17 protein-coding genes are annotated in these 22,692 nt (G+C 46.6%); 2 read left to right on the top strand and 15 right to left on the bottom strand.

Going from position 1 to position 22,692, the window contains the following annotated elements:
• Window positions 1–836: 836 nt before the first annotated feature.
• The 14 genes from nuoN to hexA all read right to left on the bottom strand — a co-directional run bounded on the left by nuoN (window position 837) and on the right by hexA (window position 17,458).
• Window positions 837–2,294, bottom strand: a complete 1,458-nt coding sequence (gene nuoN, locus VY86_RS16270; RefSeq protein WP_046975748.1) for an NADH-quinone oxidoreductase subunit NuoN — start codon at window positions 2,292–2,294, stop codon at window positions 837–839.
• A gap of 6 nt (window positions 2,295–2,300) precedes the next feature.
• Window positions 2,301–3,821 (bottom strand): NADH-quinone oxidoreductase subunit M, encoded by a 1,521-nt coding sequence (gene nuoM, locus VY86_RS16265; RefSeq protein ID WP_046975747.1) that lies wholly within the window; start codon window positions 3,819–3,821, stop codon window positions 2,301–2,303.
• Window positions 3,822–3,841: 20 nt separating this feature from the next.
• Window positions 3,842–5,689 carry an NADH-quinone oxidoreductase subunit L gene (gene nuoL, locus VY86_RS16260; protein ID WP_046975746.1) on the bottom strand — a complete coding sequence of 616 codons (1,848 nt, stop codon included), beginning with the start codon at window positions 5,687–5,689 and terminating at the stop codon, window positions 3,842–3,844.
• Window positions 5,686–5,988 carry an NADH-quinone oxidoreductase subunit NuoK gene (nuoK, locus tag VY86_RS16255; RefSeq protein WP_046975745.1) on the bottom strand — a complete coding sequence of 101 codons (303 nt, stop codon included), beginning with the start codon at window positions 5,986–5,988 and terminating at the stop codon, window positions 5,686–5,688. The genes nuoL and nuoK overlap by 4 nt, the downstream gene beginning before the upstream one ends.
• Complete coding sequence (gene nuoJ / locus VY86_RS16250; RefSeq protein ID WP_023045486.1) at window positions 5,985–6,530, bottom strand: NADH-quinone oxidoreductase subunit J; 546 nt, start codon at window positions 6,528–6,530, stop codon at window positions 5,985–5,987. Before nuoJ ends, nuoK begins: the two co-directional genes overlap by 4 nt.
• A gap of 12 nt (window positions 6,531–6,542) precedes the next feature.
• Window positions 6,543–7,085: an NADH-quinone oxidoreductase subunit NuoI gene (gene nuoI, locus VY86_RS16245; RefSeq protein ID WP_046975744.1), complete on the bottom strand. Its 543-nt coding sequence runs from the start codon at window positions 7,083–7,085 to the stop codon at window positions 6,543–6,545.
• 14 nt (window positions 7,086–7,099) lie between these two features.
• Entirely contained in the window at window positions 7,100–8,077 is a 978-nt protein-coding gene (nuoH, locus tag VY86_RS16240) for an NADH-quinone oxidoreductase subunit NuoH (protein WP_046975743.1), read from the bottom strand.
• Complete coding sequence (gene nuoG / locus VY86_RS16235) at window positions 8,074–10,800, bottom strand: NADH-quinone oxidoreductase subunit NuoG (protein ID WP_158019976.1); 2,727 nt, start codon at window positions 10,798–10,800, stop codon at window positions 8,074–8,076. Before nuoG ends, nuoH begins: the two co-directional genes overlap by 4 nt.
• Window positions 10,801–10,875: 75 nt before the next feature.
• Window positions 10,876–12,240, bottom strand: coding sequence for an NADH-quinone oxidoreductase subunit NuoF (gene nuoF / locus VY86_RS16230; protein ID WP_046975741.1), 1,365 nt, complete (start codon window positions 12,238–12,240; stop codon window positions 10,876–10,878).
• Entirely contained in the window at window positions 12,237–12,785 is a 549-nt protein-coding gene (nuoE, locus tag VY86_RS16225) for an NADH-quinone oxidoreductase subunit NuoE (protein WP_046975740.1), read from the bottom strand. Before nuoE ends, nuoF begins: the two co-directional genes overlap by 4 nt.
• A gap of 2 nt (window positions 12,786–12,787) precedes the next feature.
• Entirely contained in the window at window positions 12,788–14,587 is a 1,800-nt protein-coding gene (nuoC, locus tag VY86_RS16220; protein ID WP_193386955.1) for an NADH-quinone oxidoreductase subunit C/D, read from the bottom strand.
• A gap of 90 nt (window positions 14,588–14,677) precedes the next feature.
• Window positions 14,678–15,352, bottom strand: a complete 675-nt coding sequence (locus tag VY86_RS16215; RefSeq protein ID WP_021325722.1) for a NuoB/complex I 20 kDa subunit family protein — start codon at window positions 15,350–15,352, stop codon at window positions 14,678–14,680.
• 15 nt (window positions 15,353–15,367) lie between these two features.
• Entirely contained in the window at window positions 15,368–15,817 is a 450-nt protein-coding gene (locus tag VY86_RS16210) for an NADH-quinone oxidoreductase subunit A (RefSeq protein WP_023045489.1), read from the bottom strand.
• Window positions 15,818–16,525: 708 nt separating this feature from the next.
• The gene (hexA, locus tag VY86_RS16205) at window positions 16,526–17,458 is read right to left on the bottom strand and encodes a transcriptional regulator HexA (RefSeq protein WP_046975738.1); all 933 of its coding nucleotides are present in this window, start codon (window positions 17,456–17,458) and stop codon (window positions 16,526–16,528) included.
• An 809-nt stretch (window positions 17,459–18,267) separates the two neighbouring features.
• Here hexA and VY86_RS16200 point away from each other — a divergent pair.
• The gene (locus tag VY86_RS16200; protein ID WP_021325725.1) at window positions 18,268–19,482 is read left to right on the top strand and encodes a pyridoxal phosphate-dependent aminotransferase; all 1,215 of its coding nucleotides are present in this window, start codon (window positions 18,268–18,270) and stop codon (window positions 19,480–19,482) included.
• A 708-nt stretch (window positions 19,483–20,190) separates the two neighbouring features.
• Window positions 20,191–20,790 (top strand): 5'-deoxynucleotidase, encoded by a 600-nt coding sequence (gene yfbR, locus VY86_RS16195; protein WP_071789529.1) that lies wholly within the window; start codon window positions 20,191–20,193, stop codon window positions 20,788–20,790.
• On the opposite strand, the gene VY86_RS16190 is transcribed toward yfbR, so the two are convergent.
• Window positions 20,787–22,619: an SLC13 family permease gene (locus tag VY86_RS16190; protein WP_046975737.1), complete on the bottom strand. Its 1,833-nt coding sequence runs from the start codon at window positions 22,617–22,619 to the stop codon at window positions 20,787–20,789. The two genes, yfbR and VY86_RS16190, sit on opposite strands and share 4 nt — an antisense overlap.
• Between the last annotated feature and the right edge of the window lie 73 nt (window positions 22,620–22,692).

Raw genomic sequence — 22,692 nt, 5'->3', positions numbered from 1 at the left:
CCTGCTCACCATAGAACCATCAGTGGAAAATGAGAAAAAGAATTGGCTTTATTAATGATTATATACCCAGTAAAAAAGGCAAATAAGAATATAAAATAGGTTAACAAGGCAATATATTTAAAAAACAAACCGATTTTAAATAAGATCCCAAAATAGTGCTACATCTTATACTACTCATAATTCTATATATAACAATGACTTGAAGACGGCCATGTGTAGCAGAATTATGAAACGTTATTTAATAACGTTTTCAACTGGGGATTAAACTTTTTTATCAGCCAGTTAAATAATCGTTTATAAAAAATCTGAATGACAAAATCCGCAAATAAATAATTTAATCAAATACGAACTGGATTACTTTTATCATTATTATGTTGTATTTATTATGCGACACCGCGACACATTAAACATGCCCTTTTAAACTTGTTTTACACTATTTTCACCCTAGCCAATGACATTGCTTTTCTACGGTTTCATTTAAATCATACCTATTTTTATACCTTTAATGTAATTTAACGCTATAATAAATTTATATCGTTATTTTTCAAAGCTATTTTCGCACTCTGTTAACGTTTAAATATCCATTTAATCATTATAACCTTTCTGGCTGATTAATTTTCCTGTAATAAAACATTATTAAATAAATTTACTGATTTATTTAAATATCATTTAAATAGACATGGTTTTAAGAGAAAATCTAAAATCATGTGGCGAGACTATTTTAATAAATAAAAGATTTTATTTTTATAACCCAAATCTTTTCAAAACTAACCCGGTAAGGACAACCTTACCGGGTTTCGATTATTCTAAATAATTCATCACAACCGACTGACTATTTAGAGAATGATTTTCGCTTGTTGCACCACATCAATCAGTGGCTGAGGCCAAATACCCAGCGCCAGTACCAATAATGCAGAAATCAGAACGACCATCCCGCCGGCAGTTAAGGCCCAATTCCTCGGTGTATCACGGTTAAGAGCTTTCGGCGCATGTAAGTACAGACTCACCATCACTCTCAGATAGTAATAAAGGCCGATAGCACTGCCAAGAACCACCGCCGCAGCCAGCCACCACAGTTCAGATTGCACACCCACGACAATCACATAGAACTTACCAATAAAGCCTAGCGTCATTGGGATACCCGCCAGTGATAACATCATCACCGTCATGACCGCAGACAAAATCGGTTTATGCCAAAACAGGCCACGGTATGAGTAGAGAGAATCCGCATCCGGTCCTTTATATGGGCTGGACATCAGGCTAACGACACCAAACGCACCAATGCTGCTAAACAGATAACCCGCCAGATAGATACCCACGGTTTCTTCTGAAAGCTGATGGTTTTGTACCGCTACCAGCGCCACTAACAGATAACCCAAGTGAGCAATAGAAGAGTAACCAAGCAGGCGTTTGATATTTGTCTGAGTCAGCGCCATCAAGTTACCAAACAACATAGAAGCAATCGCAATAACGGTTAATACCGTGCGCAGCGCTTCATTGTCCGCCATAGGCGCTTCAACGAACAAACGCATCACTACTGCGAAAATCGCTATCTTACTGGCTGTTGCCAGAAAGGTAGAAACAGGTGCAGGCGCCCCCTGATAAACATCCGGCGTCCAAAGATGGAAGGGAACCAGTGACAGTTTGAAGCCAATGCCAACAACCATCATACCCAGACCTGCCAGTATTAAAGGTTGGTAGATATAGCTGTCAGACAAACGATGCCCCAGCGCAGCAAAAGAGAGATCGCCTGATTCCGCATACAGCAACGCCATACCAAACAGCATGAAAGACGATGCTGCCGCGGACAACAACATGTACTTAATCGCCGCTTCCAGAGAGCGTCTTTGACGATATGCATAACCAATCAAACCAAACAGCGGCAAAGTAAGCAGTTCAATACCGATAAACAATGATGCCAGATGGTTTGCACAAGCCAGGAGAATACCACCCACGGTCGCAATCAGCACCAGCAGGTAGAACTCTTCTTTGTTATCCGGATAATTTTCCAGCCAAGAATAGGCGAAAGTAGAAGTTGCCAGGCTCGCAACCAGCACCAGGCCGATATAGAGCATAGCGTAGCCGTCCACATGAACCAGTGGGGTGACATCCATCGCGTCCTGTTGCCCAACAAAGTAGAGGGACAACAGAGCCAGATTCAAACCTACTACGGTCAGCGTGGTATTGATAAAGTGATCGCGTCGCCACGCAATGGACAGCATCACAACCACTACCGTCAATCCGACGATCAACAGCGGTAACAGCGCGATCAGTTGTTGAGGAGTTATTGTCATGGCGAATTACGGCCTTGTAGTTGAAATTGAAGCTGAATACCAGGTCTGGATGTTATCCATCGCTGCCGCTGAAGTATCAAGGATAGGTTGTGGGTAGAATCCCATCACCACCAGTAATATCAACAGCAACATGACAATAGATATTTCCCGCATATCCATCCGTCTTAGTGGCTCATCTGATTTTGGCGCTCCGTAATAAGCACGTTGCATCATATACAAGGCATATACAGAAGCGAAAACCAGGCCGAACACAGAAATCGTTATAATTAACGTGTATTCACTAAAACTGCCAAACAGAATCATAAACTCACCGACAAAGTTACCGGTTCCCGGCATCCCCAGTGTCGCAACAGCAAAGCACAGCGACAACGCAGGCAAAAACTGCACACGTCGCCACAAACCACCCATTAAATTCATATCACGGGTATGCAAGCGCTCATAAAGCTGACCACAGAGAATAAACAGGCCCGCGGCTGATAAACCATGAGCAATCATCTGGATAATCGCCCCCTGGTAAGCAAGCTGGCTGCCAGAGTAAATCGCTATCAACACAAATCCCATATGCGAGATACTGGTATAAGCAATCAGGCGTTTGATATCTGTCTGGCTGAATGCCATCCATGCACCATAGAAGATCCCAAGCACACCCAGCCACATCGCGATTGGGGTGAACTCGTGAGAAGCCTCCGGGAACAGTGGCAAGCCAAAACGCAACAGACCATAACCCGCCGTTTTCAGCAAGATCCCCGCCAGGTCAACAGAACCCGCGGTTGGCGCCTGGCTGTGAGCATCCGGTAACCATCCATGCAAAGGCACAACCGGCATTTTTACCGCAAAGGCGATGAAGAAACCCAACATCAGCAGGTATTGAACGGTATGTGACATCGGCGTATTCAGCAGTTTTTCATAGCTGAATGTCCATTCGCCCGTCGCGTTATAGTGCACCAGTACCAGCGCCATAATCGCAATCAGCATCACCAGACCGCTCGCCTGGGTATAAATGAAAAACTTGGTCGCCGCGGTGATACGGGTCTTACCGCCTGATCCTCTGTGTCCCCACAATGCAATCAGGAAGTACATCGGCACCAACATCATTTCCCAGAAAAAGAAGAACAGGAACATGTCGATAGCGAGGAACACCCCCATCACACCACCCAGGATCCACAGCAGGTTCAAGTGGAAAAAGCCCTGATACGGTTGATTTTCCGTCCATGAACAGAGAATAGCCATCAGCCCCAGCAGTGCAGTCAACACGACCATCAGCAGGGATAAGCCATCCAGTGCAAGGTGAATACTGATACCAAAACGTGGGATCCACGGCATCAAAAATTCTGATTGCCATTGAGGGATCCCCTGCGGATTAGCCAAGGTATAGCCCCCCTGCAACCACAATTGCAGTGAGAGCACCAGAGTCAACCCCATCGAAATTAACGCGATCCAACGTGGTACACGGGTACCAAAGCGTTCAGTCTGCCAACTCAGCAAACCTCCGATGAAGGGCAAAAGAATTAGCCAAGGTAATAGCATGGCGCAATGTGTCCCTTAAATTAAACCAGTAGCAGCAGAGCTAAAACCAGCACTGCACCCAACCCCATAGAGGCAACGTACCAACGGATTTGTCCGTTTTCACTCAGGCTAAGACCTTTGTTACTCCAGCGTGATAACACCGCCGGAATATTCATCAGTGAATTCAGTGGATCGTTTTGTAACACACGGGTAATGCTCTTGAATGGCTTAACAAATACCCAGTCATACAGAACATCAAAGCCCCAGGCATTAAACCACCATACGGAAAAGAAGCGTCCCGGAGCACTTTGCGCCACGCTATTCACCAACTGACGTTTACCTAAATACAGTGCCATCGCTAGCAAAATACCTGCAACCGCAACCACACCAGAAACCACTTCCAGCATCATTTTACCTGTGTCGCCCGTTGCATGGTCTGCCGGCAACACACCCGCCAGTGGTGGCGCAATCAGTGCGCCCACAAAGGTGGAAAGCACCAGCAATACCAGTAATGGCAGGTGATGGGTAATCCCTTTAACAGAGTGCGCTTTGGTTTTCGCCTCACCGTGGAATACGATAAAAATCATACGGAAGGTATACAAAGATGTCATAAACGCCCCTGCCAAACCCGCCAGCATCAGATTGATATGACCATGTGACATTGCCCCCCACAGAATTTCATCTTTACTGTAGAAACCGGCAGTAACGATCGGCAACGCCGATAGCGCCGCGCCACCGACCAGGAAGCAGACATAAACCAACGGTATGGATTTACGCAATCCACCCATTTTGAAAATATTCTGTTCGTGATGACAGGCCAGGATGACGGAACCCGATGCCAGGAACAACAGCGCCTTGAAGAATGCGTGCGTCATCAAGTGGAAGACTGCTGCATCCCACGCCTGAACCCCCAACGCCAGGAACATGTAGCCAATCTGACTCATTGTTGAGTAAGCCAGTACACGTTTAATATCGGTTTGCACCAACGCAGCAAAACCAGCCAACACCAGAGTAACAGCGCCAATAGTCCCAACCAATTGCAGGATTTCCGGGGCCATCAAGAACAGACCGTGGCTGCGGGCAACCAGATAAACCCCTGCGGTTACCATCGTTGCGGCATGAATAAGCGCAGAAACCGGCGTCGGGCCAGCCATCGCATCAGCCAACCAGGTTTGTAACGGCAATTGAGCTGATTTACCGACTGCTCCCCCTAATATCATCAGGGTCGCCCAGGTAATCACCGAAGAACCGGCTTCCAGATGTTGCGGAGCCAAAACCGCTAACTCACGGAAGTTCAGGGTTCCCAGATTGTCATACAGAATAAACATGCCGATAGCCAGGAAGACGTCACCCACACGGGTAACGACAAAGGCTTTCATTGCCGCAGCACCATTTGCCGGGTTGGTATAGTAGAAGCCAATCAGCAGATAACTGCACAGCCCCACCCCTTCCCAGCCGAGATACATCAGCATCATGTTATCTGCCAGAACCAGTATCACCATGCTGGCGATAAACAGGTTGGTATAAGCGAAGAAACGGGAATAACCCTCTTCACCGCGCATATACCATGAGGCATACATATGGATTAGGAAACCGACACCGGTGACCACACTCAGCATGGTCAGAGACAAACCATCAAGAACCAGCGTGAAAGGAATACTGAAATCCCCAACCTCCATCCAGTTCCACAGGTTTTGACTGTAAACCAGATCACCCGCCACATTCTGGCTGTTGAAATCAATAGCAACCCATAAAGTCACCAGCGCAGCCAGACCAACAGAACCAATCCCGATGGTGGCTGATGTGTTTTCAGACCAGCGGCCACGGGAAAATGCCAACAGCAAAAATCCCAGCAGTGGCAGCAGAATTGTTAAATAGAGTAAGTTCATCCGCGCATCTCACTGACTGTATCAATATTCAGACTCTGGCGACGACGATAAAGCTGCAATAACAACGCCAGGCCAATACTCGCCTCTGCTGCCGCCAAACTAATCGCCAGAATGAACATCACCTGACCATCCGGCTGCCCCCAATAGCTGCCTACCACCACAAAAGCCAGGGCCGCAGCATTAATCATCACTTCAAGGCTAATTAACATAAACAACAGATTACGACGGATGATGAGCCCTGTCAGGCCCAAGACAAATAGGATTGCCGCCAAAATCAGTCCATGTTGAAGAGGTATCATGGTTGTTCCTCCGCGTTTCGGTTGCTGAGCACTTCACCCTGTTTGTGTTCACGGCCAATGTGATAAGCCACTACCATACCGGCCAGTAACAACAGAGAAGCCAGTTCAACGGCCAGCACATATGGGCCAAACAGGCTGATGCCCACTTCTTTGGCGCTGACAACTTCACCCGAGATATTGTCGGCAATATCACCATGAGAAACGTTGACAATGGTATACACCAGCACGATAAGCAACACCGCTGACAGCAGACCCGGACCAACCCAGGTTCGCGGTTTCAGCCAAATACGCTCCTGTTCAACAACCGATCTGCCAAGGTTAAGCATCATCACCACGAAAACGAACAGCACCATAATGGCGCCGGCGTAAACGATGATCTCCAGCGCCGCGGCAAAATAAGCACCCAGCGAAAAAAACACCGCTGAAAGCGCCAGCAGAGAAACAATCAAATACAAAAGCGCGTGTATCGGATTGGTGTGTGTAATCACCCTGATGGTTGCCAATATCGCAACCAGCCCGGCGGTATAAAACGTAAACTCCATGAATATCGCTCCTTACGGCAACAAGCTTTTAACGTCGATAGGTTTTGCTTCGTCGTCGGCTTCACCTTTTGATTTGCCACCAATCGCCATACCTGTCTTACGGTAAAAGTTATAATCAGGATATTTACCTGGCCCTGATATCGTCAGGTCATCTTTTTCATACACCAGATCCTGGCGCTTAAACTCCCCCATTTCGAAATCCGGTGTTAACTGGATTGCGGTAGTCGGGCAAGCCTCTTCACACAGACCGCAGAAAATGCAGCGTGAGAAGTTAATGCGGAAAAACTCCGGATACCAGCGACCATCTTTATGCTCGGCCTTTTGCAATGAAATACAGCCAACCGGGCAAACTGCCGCACACAGGTTACAGGCAACACAACGCTCTTCGCCGTCCGGATCACGTGTCAACACAATACGGCCACGGTAACGGGGTGGCAGATAAACCGGTTCTTCAGGATACATTTGGGTTTCGCGCTTATGAAAGGCATGTAAGCCAATCATCCAAATACTGCGTACCTGGGTGGCGAAACCAACCGCTAACTCTTTTAATGTCATGGTTCATTCCCCCCTTATTGAGCGTTGTACAAAATCACTGCCGCAGTCGCCAGCAGGTTTAGTAAGGTCAGCGGCAAACAAATTTTCCAGCCAAATGCCATTACCTGGTCATAACGCGGGCGCGGTAAAGAGGCACGTATCAGGATAAACATCACCATGAAGAACGCAGTTTTCAGCGCAAACCAGACAAACGGCGGCAGGAATGGACCATGCCAACCACCAAAGAACATTGTCACAATCAGGGCAGAAACCGTGACAATACCGATATATTCACCTACGAAGAACAGACCAAATTTCATACCAGAGTATTCAATGTGGTAACCATCAGCCAGTTCCTGTTCTGCTTCCGGCTGGTCAAATGGGTGACGGTGACACACGGCCACACCCGCGATAGCAAAAGTCAGGAAGCCAAAGAATTGAGGAATGATATTCCACATGTGTTCCTGTGCATTGACGATATCCACCATATTGAAGGAATCGGCCTGAGCAACAACCCCCATAAAAGAGAGGCCGAGAAACACCTCATAACTCAGTGTCTGTGCAGAAGCACGCATCGCCCCCAGCAGGGAGTATTTGTTGTTACTTGACCATCCGGCAAACAGGACCGCATAGACAGCCAGACCCGCCATCATCATGAAGAACAAAATACCGATGTTGAGATCCGCAGCCATCCAGTTCGGCGTGATCGGCACAATGGCAAAGGCAAGCAACAGAGAACAAAAACCAATAACAGGCGCTAAGGTAAAGATCAACCGGTCAGCAAAACGCGGTACCCAGTCCTCTTTGAAGAACATTTTAATCATGTCGGCCACGATCTGTAATGATCCGCCCCAACCGACACGGTTTGGCCCATAACGGTTCTGGAACAGCGCCAGCAAACGTCGCTCACCAAAACTCATCAACGCTCCGCAGGCAACCACTACCACCAAGATCACCACCGATTTCAGAATAGCGATCAGTACATCAATAACGTCGGGGGTTAACCAACTCATTGTGCCGCCTCCCGCAGATTATTTACTGAAACACCCGCCATGACCGGAGGAATACCCGGCATTCCCATTGGCAAGCCAATCTGACCTTGAGCGAGCTTTTCACTCAGACGGACTGCCAAACGCAGTTGCTGACCAAAACAATCAAACTCCAGAACAGAACCTGTTTTCACACCCAGTTGATCCGCATCTTTGTTATTGAGCATCACATAAGGCTCCGGCATACGTTCCTGAATCACATCGGAACGCTGGGTTAATTCTTCACTACCAAACAGGTGGTGGTAAGGAGCGACGACCCATTGGTTATCCTGTACAGAAAATTCCGCCGGAATCTGATCAAAGTAGTTCAGACCACCGTCAGTTGTTTCAATCAAACGTACCCCGGGATCACCAAAGCGCAAATGACCACCGACCTCCGCCTGGAATTTATTCCACGCCTGCGGTGAGTTCCAACCCGGCGCCCAGGCAAACGGAATCTGCTGACGACAGGCATCAGGGCTATTGTAGCCTTCCATTGAAAAAGCAAACGGTGAGTCAATATCCTGAGGCTGACGCTGTTCATGAACACTGAGATTTGCCAGCATCGCAGTACGACCACTGTAACGGTGCGGCGAACGCGCCAATTTCTGACCATGAATACGAAATGTAGCATCAGGCGCGGCGTTAACAATGCCCTTAAGCTGTGGCAGCTCTTCAACACAAGCATCAATAATATGGTCAAGCTGAGTCCAGTCCAAATGACGTTCGGTATAAGTCATGTGCAGGGAGTGCAGCCAACGCCAGCTTTCCAGCATCACCACAGATTTGTCGTAGAAAGAGGGCTGGAAAACCTGAAAATAACGCTGCGCCCGGCCTTCCTGATTTACCAGCGTGCCGTCACTTTCTGCAAAGCTGGCAGCCGGAAGAATCAGATGGGCTTTATCCATGATGGCAGTGCGCTGATGGTCAACCACAATCAGGTTTTTCAGCTTGCTCAGTGCCTCATCGACCTTATCGGCTGCCGCATGTCGATAGAGATCATTTTCCATCACGATAGCCGTATCAGATTGACCACTGCTGATACGTTGCAAAGCAACATCCAGTGGTTGAGCCTCCATCATTCCCAGTCCAATGCTGTTCGCATAGATCGCGACAAACGATAGACCGACATCTGAGCCTTTATCTTTCAATGCCCAGGCAACATTGGCTGCCGCCTGAATGATCGCATCACTACCCACGTTACTGCCGCTGATAATCAGGGGTTTCTTCGCGCCAATCAGTGCCTGCGCAACCATTTCCACTTTCGCTTTCAGTTCGTCAGGTAAATTTTCAACCGCCGGCGCAGTGTTATCCAATGCATGAGCGACGGCGAAACCAAAACGAGCCTGATCATCAACCGGCGCACGATAATTCCACGCCGCGATATCATCCAATCGGGTATCATCCACGTTAGTCACAAACAGGGGATATTTAGCACGCTGGCCGATATTCATCACCGCGGCAATCTGCCAGTCAGCGACTTTCTGAGCAGCGGCCATTTCGCGGGCTTTGCCTTTCACCGCCTGACGAACGGCCAGTGCCATACGGGCGCCGGTCTGAGTCAGGTCTTCACCTAAAATCAGCACTGCATCATAGCTTTCAATTTCACGCAGCGACGGAGTATAAACGCCACCCTGCTGGAGAATTTCCAGCATCATATCAAGACGTTGCTGTTCAGCAGCAGCAATCCCACTATAAAAGTTTTCCGCACCCACCAGTTCACGCAAGGCAAAGTTGCTTTCCAGGCTGGCGCGTGGTGAACCGATACCAATAGCATTTTTGGCCTGACGCAAAATATCCGCCCCACCCTGCATGGCCTGTTCAGCGTTAAGCGAGATCCAATGATCACCGCGCAGTTGCTGGGGTTGACGAGGGCGGTCTTTACGGTTGACATAACCGTAACCAAAACGACCGCGGTCACACATAAAGTAGTGGTTTACCGTACCGTTATAACGGTTTTCAATACGGCGTAATTCACCATAACGCTCCCCCGGGCTGGTGTTACAGCCAATACTGCACTGCTGGCAGATGCTTGGCGCAAACTGCATGTCCCATTTACGGTTATAACGTTCAGAATGGGTTTTGTCCGTGAATACCCCGGTCGGGCAGATTTCGACCAAATTACCGGAGAACTCGCTTTCCAGCGTGCCGCTTTCAGGACGACCGAAATAGATATTATCGTGAGCGCCATAGACACCAAAATCCGTGCCGTCAGCGTAGTCTTTGTAGTAGCGCACACAACGATAACAGGCAATACAGCGGTTCATTTCATGAGAAATAAACGGCCCCAATTCCTGGTTATTATGAGTTCGCTTAGTGAAACGGTATTTACGGAATGTATGGCCGGTCATCACGGTCATATCCTGCAAATGACAGTTGCCCCCTTCTTCACACACGGGACAATCATGCGGATGGTTGGTCATCAGCCACTCAACCACACTCGCACGGAATTGTTTGGCCTCTTCATCATCAATAGCGATAAAAGTGCCATCCGTTGCCGGAGTCATACAGGACATAATCAGACGACCGCGCGTATCATCCGCGTTTTGATATTGCTTTACCGCACATTGGCGGCAAGCGCCAACGCTTCCCAGCGCTGGATGCCAGCAAAAATAAGGAATATCTAGCCCTAAAGAGAGGCAAGCTTGTAACAGGTTATCAGCCCCGTCTACATCATATTTTTTGCCGTCTACATGTATCGTAGCCATAGTCAGCATGCTTCCAAGTGACCTGCTTTTCAGCAAGTGTTAATCAAAAATTCTGCTAATTTCGTGAAGAATCCATTACCAACGCTGCTTTAACAGGTTTGGCTGGATACCCGCAATCAGGTGGGAATTCCCATAGTTTTTGGTCACAATTCCAGCTTCGAATTCATCACGGAAATATTTGATGGCACTCTGTAAGGGTTCCACCGCCCCGGGTGCATGAGCACAGAATGTATTCCCCGGCCCAAGGAAGCGGCAGAGCTGTTCCAGCGTTTCGATATCCCCTGGCTGGCCTTCCCCACGTTCTATTGCACGCAGAATTTTCACACTCCACGGCAATCCGTCACGGCACGGCGTACACCAACCACAGGATTCACGGGAAAAGAACTCTTCAAGGTTACGGGTCAGAGAAACCATGTTGATTTCGTGGTCAACCGCCATTGCCAATGCAGTGCCCAGACGGCTGCCCGCTTTAGCGATATTTTCGAAATCCATTGGCAGATCCAGATGTTCAGCGGTCAGGAAGTCTGTTCCTGCGCCACCCGGTTGCCACGCTTTGAATTTCAGGCCGTCACGCATGCCACCAGCATAATCTTCAAGAATTTCACGAGCAGTCACACCGAATGGCAATTCCCACAACCCCGGGTTTTTCACCCGACCGGAGAATCCCATCAGTTTAGTACCGGCATCTTTACTCTTGCCCGCACTCAGGCCGATATACCACTCTTTACCGAATTCAAGAATTGAGGGAACGTTGCATAAGGTTTCAACGTTATTGACACAAGTCGGTTTGCCCCATGCGCCGGAAGTGGCTGGAAATGGCGGTTTTGAACGAGGGTTAGCCCGGCGGCCTTCCAGGGAATTAATCAGCGCGGTCTCTTCACCACAGATATAACGCCCTGCGCCAGTATGAACAAACAGCTCAAAATCAAAGCCGCTGCCCATAATGTTTTTACCCAGCAAACCTGCCGCTTTAGCTTCTTCAATGGCTTTACGCAGATGCACCGCTGCTTCTACATATTCACCACGCAGGAAGATATAGCCACGATAGGCTTTCAGGGCAAACGCACTGATCAGCATCCCTTCCACCAACAGGTGAGGAAGTTGCTCCATTAACAGGCGATCTTTGTAAGTACCCGGCTCCATTTCATCTGCGTTACACAGCAGATAACGGATATTCATGCTTTCGTCTTTTGGCATCAGACTCCATTTCAGACCGGTGGAGAAACCGGCGCCTCCACGGCCTTTCAGCCCAGCGTCTTTTACCAGAGAAACCACTTCCGCCGGAGCCATGCCTTTCAGCGCTTTTTCAGCGCCGCGGTAACCACTTTTGCTGCGATACTCATCCAACCATACCGGCTGTTTGTCATCACGCAGGCGCCAGGTAAGAGGGTGGGTTTCCTCAGTACGGATAATTTCTTTTATTCCTGAATGTGCTGTCATGGATACTGCTCCAGTAACTTCTCAATCTCTTCAGGTTTGACAGAACTGTGAGTATCGTCATCGATCATCATGGTCGGACCTTTATCACAGTTACCCAGACAACAGGTTGGCAGCAGCGTAAAACGCCCGTCTTGCGTCGTCTGGCCCGGACAGATTTTCAAATGCCTTTCAATAGCGGCCTGGACATCCTGATAACCGGTAATGTGGCAAACCACGCTGTCACAGTAACGGATAATATGGCGGCCCACTGGCTGGCGGTAAATCTGGCTGTAGAACGTCGCCACACCTTCCACATCACTGGCGGGAATACCAAGAACATCAGCAATCGCGTAAATGGCGCCATCCGGTACCCAACCACGATGCTTCTGCACAATTTTCAATGCTTCGATAGAAGCAGCACGCGGGTCTTCATAGTGGTGTTTTTCATGCTCAATCGCATCGTGCTCTTCGGTGCTCAGTACAAAATCTGCTTTTGCCTGAGACTCTGTCACGTTAACCACATCAAGGCGCGCCTGTTGAGCATTCGCGTTAATTTCACTTTGCATAGTTAGCGATCCACATCAGACATAACAAAATCAATACTGCCCAGATACACGATCAGGTCAGAAACCAAGCTACCGCGGATCACCGAAGGAATCTGCTGTAAATGAGGAAAACTCGGTGTACGGACACGGGTACGATAACTCATGGTACTGCCGTCACTGGTCAGATAGTAACTGTTGATACCCTTAGTTGCTTCAATCATCTGAAAAGACTCATTTGCCGGCATTACCGGTCCCCATGACACTTGCAGGAAATGGTTAATCATGGTTTCAATATGCTGCAAAGTACGTTCTTTCGGTGGCGGTGTCGTCAGTGGGTGATCGGCCTTGAATGGGCCTTCAGGCATATTTTTCAGACACTGTTTCAGGATCCGCATGCTTTGGCGCACTTCTTCAACTTTCAGCATCACACGGTCATAACAGTCGCCGTTATTACCAATCGGCACGTCGAACTCAAAATTTTCATAACCAGAGTATGGGCGCCATTTACGCACATCAAATGCAACACCCGTCGCCCGCAAACCGGCTCCGGTCGTGCCCCAGTCAAGAGCTTGTTTGGAATTATAGGCGGCAACGCCAATAGAACGGCCTTTCAGGATGCTGTTTTTCAGCGCCGCTTTCACATAGGAATCAAGGCGTTTCGGCATCCAGTCCAAGAAATTACTCAGCAATTTATCCCAACCACGCGGCAGATCATGCGCCACACCGCCAATACGGAACCAAGCCGGATGCATACGGAAACCGGTTATCGCTTCCACCAGATCATAAATTTTTTGGCGATCAGTAAAGGCGAAGAACACCGGTGTCATCCCACCGACGTCCTGAATAAAGGTCGAGATATACAACAGGTGACTATTAATCCGGAACAATTCCGACAACATGACACGAATGGTTTTCACCCGGTCAGGCACCTCAATAGCCGCCAGTTTTTCCACCGCCAGCACATAAGGCATTTCGTTGACGCAACCACCAAGGTACTCAATACGGTCTGTATAAGGAATATAGCTGTGCCAGGACTGGCGCTCACCCATTTTTTCCGCACCGCGATGGTGATAGCCGACATCCGGTACACAATCGACAATCTCTTCACCATCCAATTGAAGAATGATACGGAATGCGCCATGAGAAGAAGGATGGTTAGGACCAAGGTTAAGGAACATAAAGTCCTCATTATCGGTACCCCGTTTCATTCCCCACTCTTCCGGCTTGAAAGTCAACGCTTCCATTTCCAGATCTTCTTTCTGCCGGGTTAGCTCGAAAGGATCGAACTCTGTCGCACGGGCCGGATAGTCCTTACGCAGCGGATGCCCTTCCCAGGTCGGCGGCAACATAATGCGGCGCAGATTCGGATGACCGTTAAAGACAATCCCGAACATCTCCCATGTTTCGCGTTCATACCAGTTGGCATTTGGAAATAGGAGTGTTGCCGTCGGGAGATGCAAATCTTTCTCACTGAGCGCAACCTTCAACATAATGTCGCGGTTACGTTCAATAGAAAGCAAATGATAAAACACAGAAAAATCCGCGTCAGGCAGCCCCTGGCGGTGAGTACGCTGGCGTTCATCCATGCCATGCAAATCAAATAGCATGACATAAGGCTTAGGCAGTTTTTTCAGAAAAGTGATTACTTCCAGTAATTGTTCACGCTTCACCCAGACCACCGGTATACCGGTGCGGGTTGGCTGAACAGTAAAGGCATCCGGGCCAAAGTGGTTACGCAGTTCACTCACGACCGGATCATCAAGATGGTCATGAGTTTGCCACGCAGGCCGGGCGCTTTCTTGCGCTATCTGATCTATCATCATTCTTCACCACAACGCTTTGATCAGTGTTTGTTTTGATCAGGTATTGTTATCGCAACACATTGCTCTGGTTACGCTGTACGGCTAAAAGCCCTAAACTTCGTCTGGTGTACGCAGATTTTTCACTGCGATACGTTCCCCGTGCTTACGTTCTCTTTCTGACTGCATATTGGCACGGTAAACCCCTTGATCGCCCACAACCCAGGACAACGGGCGACGCTCTTTGCCGATCGACTCCTGCAACAACATCAGAGCCTGCATATAAGCTTCAGGACGGGGAGGACAACCAGGGATATAAACATCAACGGGGATAAACTTATCAACCCCCTGAACCACAGAGTAGATATCGTACATACCACCAGAGTTGGCACAGGCTCCCATTGAGATAACCCATTTCGGCTCAAGCATCTGGTCATAAAGGCGCTGAATAACCGGAGCCATTTTGGTAAAACAGGTTCCAGCGACCACCATAAAATCCGCCTGACGGGGTGACGCACGCAAAACTTCAGCCCCAAAACGGGCGACATCATGAACGGCAGTAAATGATGTCGCCATTTCCACATAACAACAGGAAAGACCAAAGTTATAAGGCCACAGGGAGTTTTTACGCCCCCAGTTCACCAAATCATGCAGAGCGTGTTCCAGTTTGCCCATGTAAACACTGCGGTGGACGTGTTGCTCCAGTGGGTCAGCGACAATTTCCTGTTTTTGCAGGGGATAACGGTCATTCTCACCGTTCGGATCTATGCGGGTGAGCGTATAATCCATCTTTATGCCTCGCTATTACTGCGGATGACTATTGTTAATGTTAATCACAACGCTTGGTTTACTCACCTGACGACTTGATCGGGATGGCGTCCAATTCAGCGCACCAATACGCACCAGGTAAAACAAGCCTGCCAATAACACCAAAATGAAAATACTTGCTTCGATAAAGCCTAACCAGCCACTCTCTTTAATAGAGACTGACCATGCATATAGAAATAGGGCTTCGACATCGAAGATGACAAAGAACATGGCGACCAGATAGAACTTGGCCGACATACGGAGACGAGCACTGCCGACAGAATCAATACCTGATTCATAAGGGATATGTTTTGCCCGGGCTTTAGCTCTCCCGCCCAGAAAAAACGCCCCTAACAGCATCAAAGCACACAGACCGAAAGCACCTAAAAGAAATACCGCGAATGCCCAGTGATGGGCAAAGAGTTCAGTGGATGTTGACATACTCATTGCTTACTCATCAAAAGTGGTGTCAAAAGTGTCTGCTCTTTTGTCTGGCAGTGTTGCACCACATCGATTCAAGGGAAGGGGTAACAACCAAATCTGAAACACTGCTAATCAATGATTGATGGAGTGAATCTTTTTGGTTTTTACTCCTCTCAACAATATTTTGTCTGTTATGACAAAATTAATCTAACATTTATTTACAAACAACAAACTTAATCTTAACGGATCGTGCTACCACACTGCTAAAACGTGTCAGTCACTTGACATGCAAACAGTATCGGAATCTAGTTTAACCGATAACTCGCTTTTACTACATCATTATCTCAGGAAAAACCGGCCTTTCCACTGTTTCATAGGGGGTATTTCTTTGATCAAGTACACAATTCGGCAGAAAAAAATGTTAACGCTGATGATAATTCATTCAAATCTGAGGAAATTATATTTTTCATCCGTGAGATAAGAAAAAAATCACGGTTAACTACAGAAACTCTTATTTTATCAATTCTGCAAATTATTACTTTGTTAACAATATAACAATTTGTTAACCAAATCAGGAAGGGGTTAGGAAAAAAGCCACCGTATATTCAATGATCATGATAACGGCAAAATAAGGTGAATTTAGTTGATGATTACTTATAAATATATCCGGAAAGCTAATACCTCCTTTCATCCATAATGGAGGTATTAGCAAAAGATTAAGTGCTTCAGATATTACTCTTCAATAATGTCGCCATCATCGGAAAGCGGTTCTTCAGAAACCACCGATATAGTGTATGGGGTTTTCTTATTCTCTATCGCACTAAAAACAGTCAGAACAGATTCATTCTGTTCATTACTATGTCTATATAGAGAGAACTGGGTTTCAGGCAAACGAGGAAGCCCTTCACTCTCGCCTAAAATACGCAGATCAGCATTTTGCATTTCCAAAGGACGGGCAGTAATACCGACTTCTGCATTCACTGCCGTGCGAACAGCCGACAGAGAAGCAGCCTCATAAGCAATACGCCACGATACCCCAGCCTCATCCAGCGTATCCAGCGCCAGCTGACGGAATGGGTTCGTTTCATCCATCACAACCAGCGGCACAGGCTCGTTTGGCTGTAGCTGAAAATCAGGAGCGCAATGCCATAATACCGGCGTCGAGCGCAGAACAGTCCGTGGATGATGACTGATCTTTGCCGTTGTTAGCGCCAAATCGATCTCATGGTTATCCAGCATACTTTCAATAAATTGAGTTCGCTTTATACGAACATCTATTGCCATCCGCGGATAAACCGAAGCGATGCGATTTAACAAAAAAGGGAGCAGTGTATCCACAGTATCATCGGATGTACCGATTCTTAACTCGCCTTCTGCATCGCTATAGGTTAATGATGCACTGGCATCATCATTAGCGCGCAGGATCTGTCTTGCATAGCCAAGAAGTTGAAGACCATGCTCTGTAAGAAGCTTATTACGGCCGTGACGGGCAAACAACTCTCTGCCCACCAACTGCTCCAAACGTTGCATTTGCTGACTTACAGCCGATTGCGTTCTGCAGACTGCTGCTGCTGCTGCTGCGAACGTATTTAAATCAGCAACAGCAACAAAAGTTCTTAGCAGATCGAGATCGAGATTCATTATCGGACGATTTGCATTTATCATTGTTTATTCATCACTTTTTTTTGATTTTAATTACTAACTAACCTGGTGTTTTTACGTAAGCACTATCAAATTAAATAACATCGATTAGACAGTACTCTACTCTATTAAATAGGGCAAAGATTTACTGCTGTTTTTTTACCTATTGAACCCATAGTGGGTTTTATTTTCTCCTCTCTCTTAGCAAAAGTTACTCGGATTCCTAAATAAACTAAGGACAATCCCTATTTACAACACCCTATATGTGATTTCTAGTTTGGTTATTTTGTTTTCTGACTCACGTCAAAGAATAACATAAGTTATATCAGAAAAACTAAATATAAAGTAAAAATCTACAATATTACTAATGTTTGATAATCCTATTCAGATAAATTTACAACTAGTTTCCAGAAATGCTCAAAAATATTGTTCGATCTTTCTAAAATATATAGTCCTAAATTGCCAATTCAAGCCAAATCTTATACATAAGAATAAATTATAAAAACACAATAACTTTTATTGGCAAATTGAACTGCGCTCATTTTCCCCCCACAACCACGCGACCACGCCGCTGCGACGTTAAAAATGCCTCATATCCACACTAAAAAACAAGAACAATTAAGATTATAAATTCAACATCATGGTTAAATTTAGAATTTAACACTGACATAATTTGCATAAAAAGATACTAGAATAACAACATCCTTACTAAAACAACCATTTTAACCAAATATATCAATGCATCTTCAAAACACCTGGAGGGAAGAGTACATTAAATGTCAGACGCTATATGCCAGGCACCCCTTTTTACCAAGATTAAGGTAAGACTCTCTATGCTAGCAGTTAAAAAATCCAGCAAGTTGGATAATGTTTGTTACGACATCCGCGGCCCCGTACTCAAGGAAGCTAAACGCCTTGAAGAAGAAGGTAACAAAGTCCTCAAATTAAATATCGGTAATCCAGCCCCTTTTGGTTTTGAAGCACCCGATGAAATCCTGGTAGATGTTATCCGCAACTTACCAACAGCACAGGGTTATTCAGATTCAAAAGGTCTGTATTCTGCACGTAAAGCGATCATGCAACATTATCAAGCCCGGAATATGCTGGATGTGAGTGTTGAAGATATTTATATCGGCAATGGTGTTTCTGAATTAATCGTTCAGGCAATGCAGGCATTACTGAATACCGGTGATGAAATGCTGGTTCCTGCCCCCGATTATCCTCTCTGGACCGCAGCGGTTTCACTTTCCAGCGGTAAAGCCGTACATTATATGTGTGATGAAGGGTCAGATTGGTTTCCTGACTTAGATGATATCCGTAACAAAATTACCCCTCGCACGCGCGGGATTGTGATTATTAACCCCAATAATCCAACGGGTGCTGTATATAGTAAGGCGCTGTTATTGGAAATTGTTGAAATAGCCCGTCAGCATAATTTGATTATTTTTGCTGATGAGATTTACGACAAAATCTTATATGACGATGCAGAGCATCATTCCATTGCCGCACTTGCCCCTGATCTGTTAACGGTAACATTTAACGGATTATCTAAAACATATCGGGTTGCTGGTTTTCGTCAGGGCTGGATGGTACTAAACGGTCCGAAGAAGCACGCCAAGAGCTATATTGAAGGTTTGGAAATGCTGGCATCAATGCGTTTATGCGCCAATGTGCCAATGCAACACGCTATTCAAACCGCGTTAGGCGGTTACCAGAGTATCAGTGAATTCATTTTACCTGGTGGTCGTTTGTATGAACAACGCAACCGTGCATGGGAATTAATTAATCAAATCCCTGGCGTTTCCTGTGTGAAACCTAAGGGAGCTTTATATATGTTCCCGAAAATTGATGCGAAGCGTTTTAACGTTCATGATGATCAGAAGATGGTGCTTGATCTCTTATTACAGGAGAAGGTCCTGCTCGTGCAGGGAACTGCATTTAACTGGCCGGAACCCGATCATTTCCGCATCGTAACACTGCCAAGGCTTGATGAACTGGAGATGGCTATTCAGAAATTCGCCCGATTTATTGGCAAATATCATCAGTAAAAATAAGAACCATTCGATAAGCGAATATTACTGATAACAGACATTATTCATACCATGAGTTCTACCGGTATAGAAGAAAACCGACTTTCTTCTATACCGATTACACCGATCATACCGATCATACCGATAAATTACTCTGCCCGATTTGTCTTCACTGGTGAAAACGTCACCTGTCAGCCAGAAAAATCCCTAGTAACCATTTCCATTACTTTCTTTATCGATATCAAATGACGACACTTTACAAAGTAAGGTCAGTCAATTTTCATTTTTTACCGGTAACACAAACCCGTTTTTTTATTTTCACCAGGGAGTTTATGGTGATTATATAAGGCATTGGCGGGATAGAAAAGAATTAAACATCGCATTTATTAAACTTGATAAAGTAGCTCGCTTGAAGGAATAATGAACTATTGTAAATTATATGAAATTTTTGTATGCAAATTGTATATAAAACGGAGTGGGAAAATAAATTTCTCAAAAAAATATATCCATTACGATTATAACATTGCCAGCTAATAGTAAATGTAAATTAGTCGGTCATATCACTGGCGTTATACGATCTGAGTTCCCGTTGGCAAAATAGGGTTAATGTGCCGGATAAACAGCATCTTACCTCTACAACCAAGGGATAAAAATTAAGAAATGACTTTAAAGTTTACTTATCCCAGCCAACCGATCACAATAAAAGCAATTTCCCACTGTAAGAGAATGAGTATGAGCCATTTTTTTGCCCACCTTTCCCGTCTGAAACTGATTAATCGTTGGCCTCTTATGCGCAATGTGCGTACAGAAAATGTTTCTGAACACAGCCTGCAAGTGGCCTTTGTCGCACACGCTTTAGCGATTATCAAAAACCGCAAATTCAGCGGCAATGTGAATGCTGAACGTATTGCGCTGCTGGCGATGTATCACGATGCCAGCGAAGTTATCACCGGGGATTTACCCACCCCTATCAAATATCATAACCCGCATATTGCACGGGAATATAAAAAGATAGAAAAAATCGCGCAGAAAAAATTACTGGAAATGCTGCCGGCAGAGTTGCAAGAAGATTTTCGTCCGATATTGGATGACAGCCAGCATACAGAAGAAGAAATTTCTATTGTTAAACAGGCTGATGCCCTGTGCGCTTATCTCAAATGTCTGGAAGAGCTATCAGCAGGTAACAGTGAATTCAATCTGGCGAAAGCCCGGCTTGAAAAAACCCTGGCTGCCCGCCACAGCCAAGAGATGGATTACTTTATGACAGTTTTTGTGCCGGGGTTCAGCCTGTCACTGGACGAGATTAGCCTCGACATCCCAGATTAGAATGGAAACAACCAAGGGATAATCAGCACACTAATCACCATCACTAAAATGGTAAACGGCACGCCCAAACGGACAAAATCAGAGAACTTATAACCGCCTGGACCAAGAACCAGCGTATTCACCGGTGATGAAACCGGGGTCATAAATGCGGCAGAAGCGGCCACACCAATAATCATGGCGAATGGCATAGGCGATACTGCCATTTCACGCGCCGCAGCAATGGCTATCGGCGCCATTAATACCGCCGTTGCCGTGTTGGAAATAAACAAACCGATTACGGCACACAGTACGAACAGACATAACAGCATTACCCTCGGCCCCATATCACCCGCAATATCCATCAGGCCGCGGACAATCAAATCAATCCCGCCGGTTTTCTGTAATGCCAGTGCAAACGGCATCATCCCGACAATCAGGATAATACTGGGCCAATGAATAGAACGGTAAGCGCTTTCCATATCAATACAGCGGAATTTCCCCATCAACAGACAAGCTATCAACGCAGCAATCACATTGGGTACTTCATCGGTAAGCATCATGGCAACCATCAGCGCCAGGCTAAAAAGTGCATGGGGAGCCTGAGATGTTGCCGGCGCGACTTCCTCAATCTCAACGGGCAAATTGAGAACAATAAAATCGCGCATTTTAGTTTGCAGAACGCGGATCAGTTTCCAGTCACCAATAACCAGTAAAATATCCCCAAGTTGCAGTGGTTCATCTACCAGTTTACCCAACAACGGTTCACCATCACGCCGAATGCCGACAACATTTAAACTGTAGCAGGTACGAAAACCTATTTCCCGCAGGGACTTACCCAATAAATCTGACTCTGGAATCAAAGAGACTTCGGCCATACCCACATTACGGGATTGTTCGGAGAAATATTCCCCGCGCAACACCATCGGCTCCAACAATTGTTCGCTGCAAAATTCACGCAGATCCACCTCACTGTCCGACATATCAATCAGCAAGACATCCCGCTCTCTCAATTCCGTATTGCCAACCGCGCTGACCATAACACGCCGGAAACGCCGCCAGCGCTCAATACCAACGACATTAGCCCCATAGCGGGCACGCAAATTCGATTCATCAAGAGAGAGGCCAATCAGTGGGGAACCTGGCCGGATTGCCAGGCGACGGGCACGACCTGATAATTTATAGTCGCGGATAAGGTCACGGAAAGTGCGGCGGTTCCATTTATCATCACCACTATTAGACTGGTTTCTTGCCAGCCAGTGACGCGTGACCAGCATATAGCCAATGCCAGCAAACAGAATCAAAACACCAATAGGGGTAATGGAGAAGAATTTGAAACCGGGCAGCCCTTCCCTTATCAACTCACTGTTAACGACCATATTAGGCGGCGTCGCGACCAACGTCATCATTCCACTAATAAGCCCGGCAAAACTCAGAGGCATCATCAACCGCCCCGGTGAAATTTTCATTCTGGCCGCAACACTCAGCACCACCGGAATGAAAATCGCCACCACCCCCGTGGAGCTCATAAAAGCACCAAGACCAGCAACTGTCATCATCAATAACGCCAACATCTTGGTTTCACTGTTTCCGGCAACCCTTACCAGCCAGTCCCCCATTTGATAAGCGACACCGGTTCTCACCAGCCCTTCACCAATAACAAACAAGGCTGCTATCAACAAAACATTGGGATCACTGAAACCACTGGTTGCTTCACCCAGCGTCAAGGTTCCACTCATGACAAATGCGATAATCACCAATAACGCGACAATATCCATACGAAGTTTATTGGTAGTGAAAAGAACGATAGCTATCAATAACAGGGTCAGCACCCACAAGAGTTCGCTATTCAAAATGGCCTCTATCAACAAATAAAGAAGATATGGTGTCGAAAACGTGATTAGTAGACCATTTTATTGAGGGAAA

Source organism: Photorhabdus thracensis (genome assembly GCF_001010285.1).
GTDB classification, from domain to species: Bacteria; Pseudomonadota; Gammaproteobacteria; order Enterobacterales; family Enterobacteriaceae; genus Photorhabdus; species Photorhabdus temperata.
Note: the sequence above shows the minus strand (reverse complement) of the source record. Positions and strands in the feature narration are given on the sequence as shown.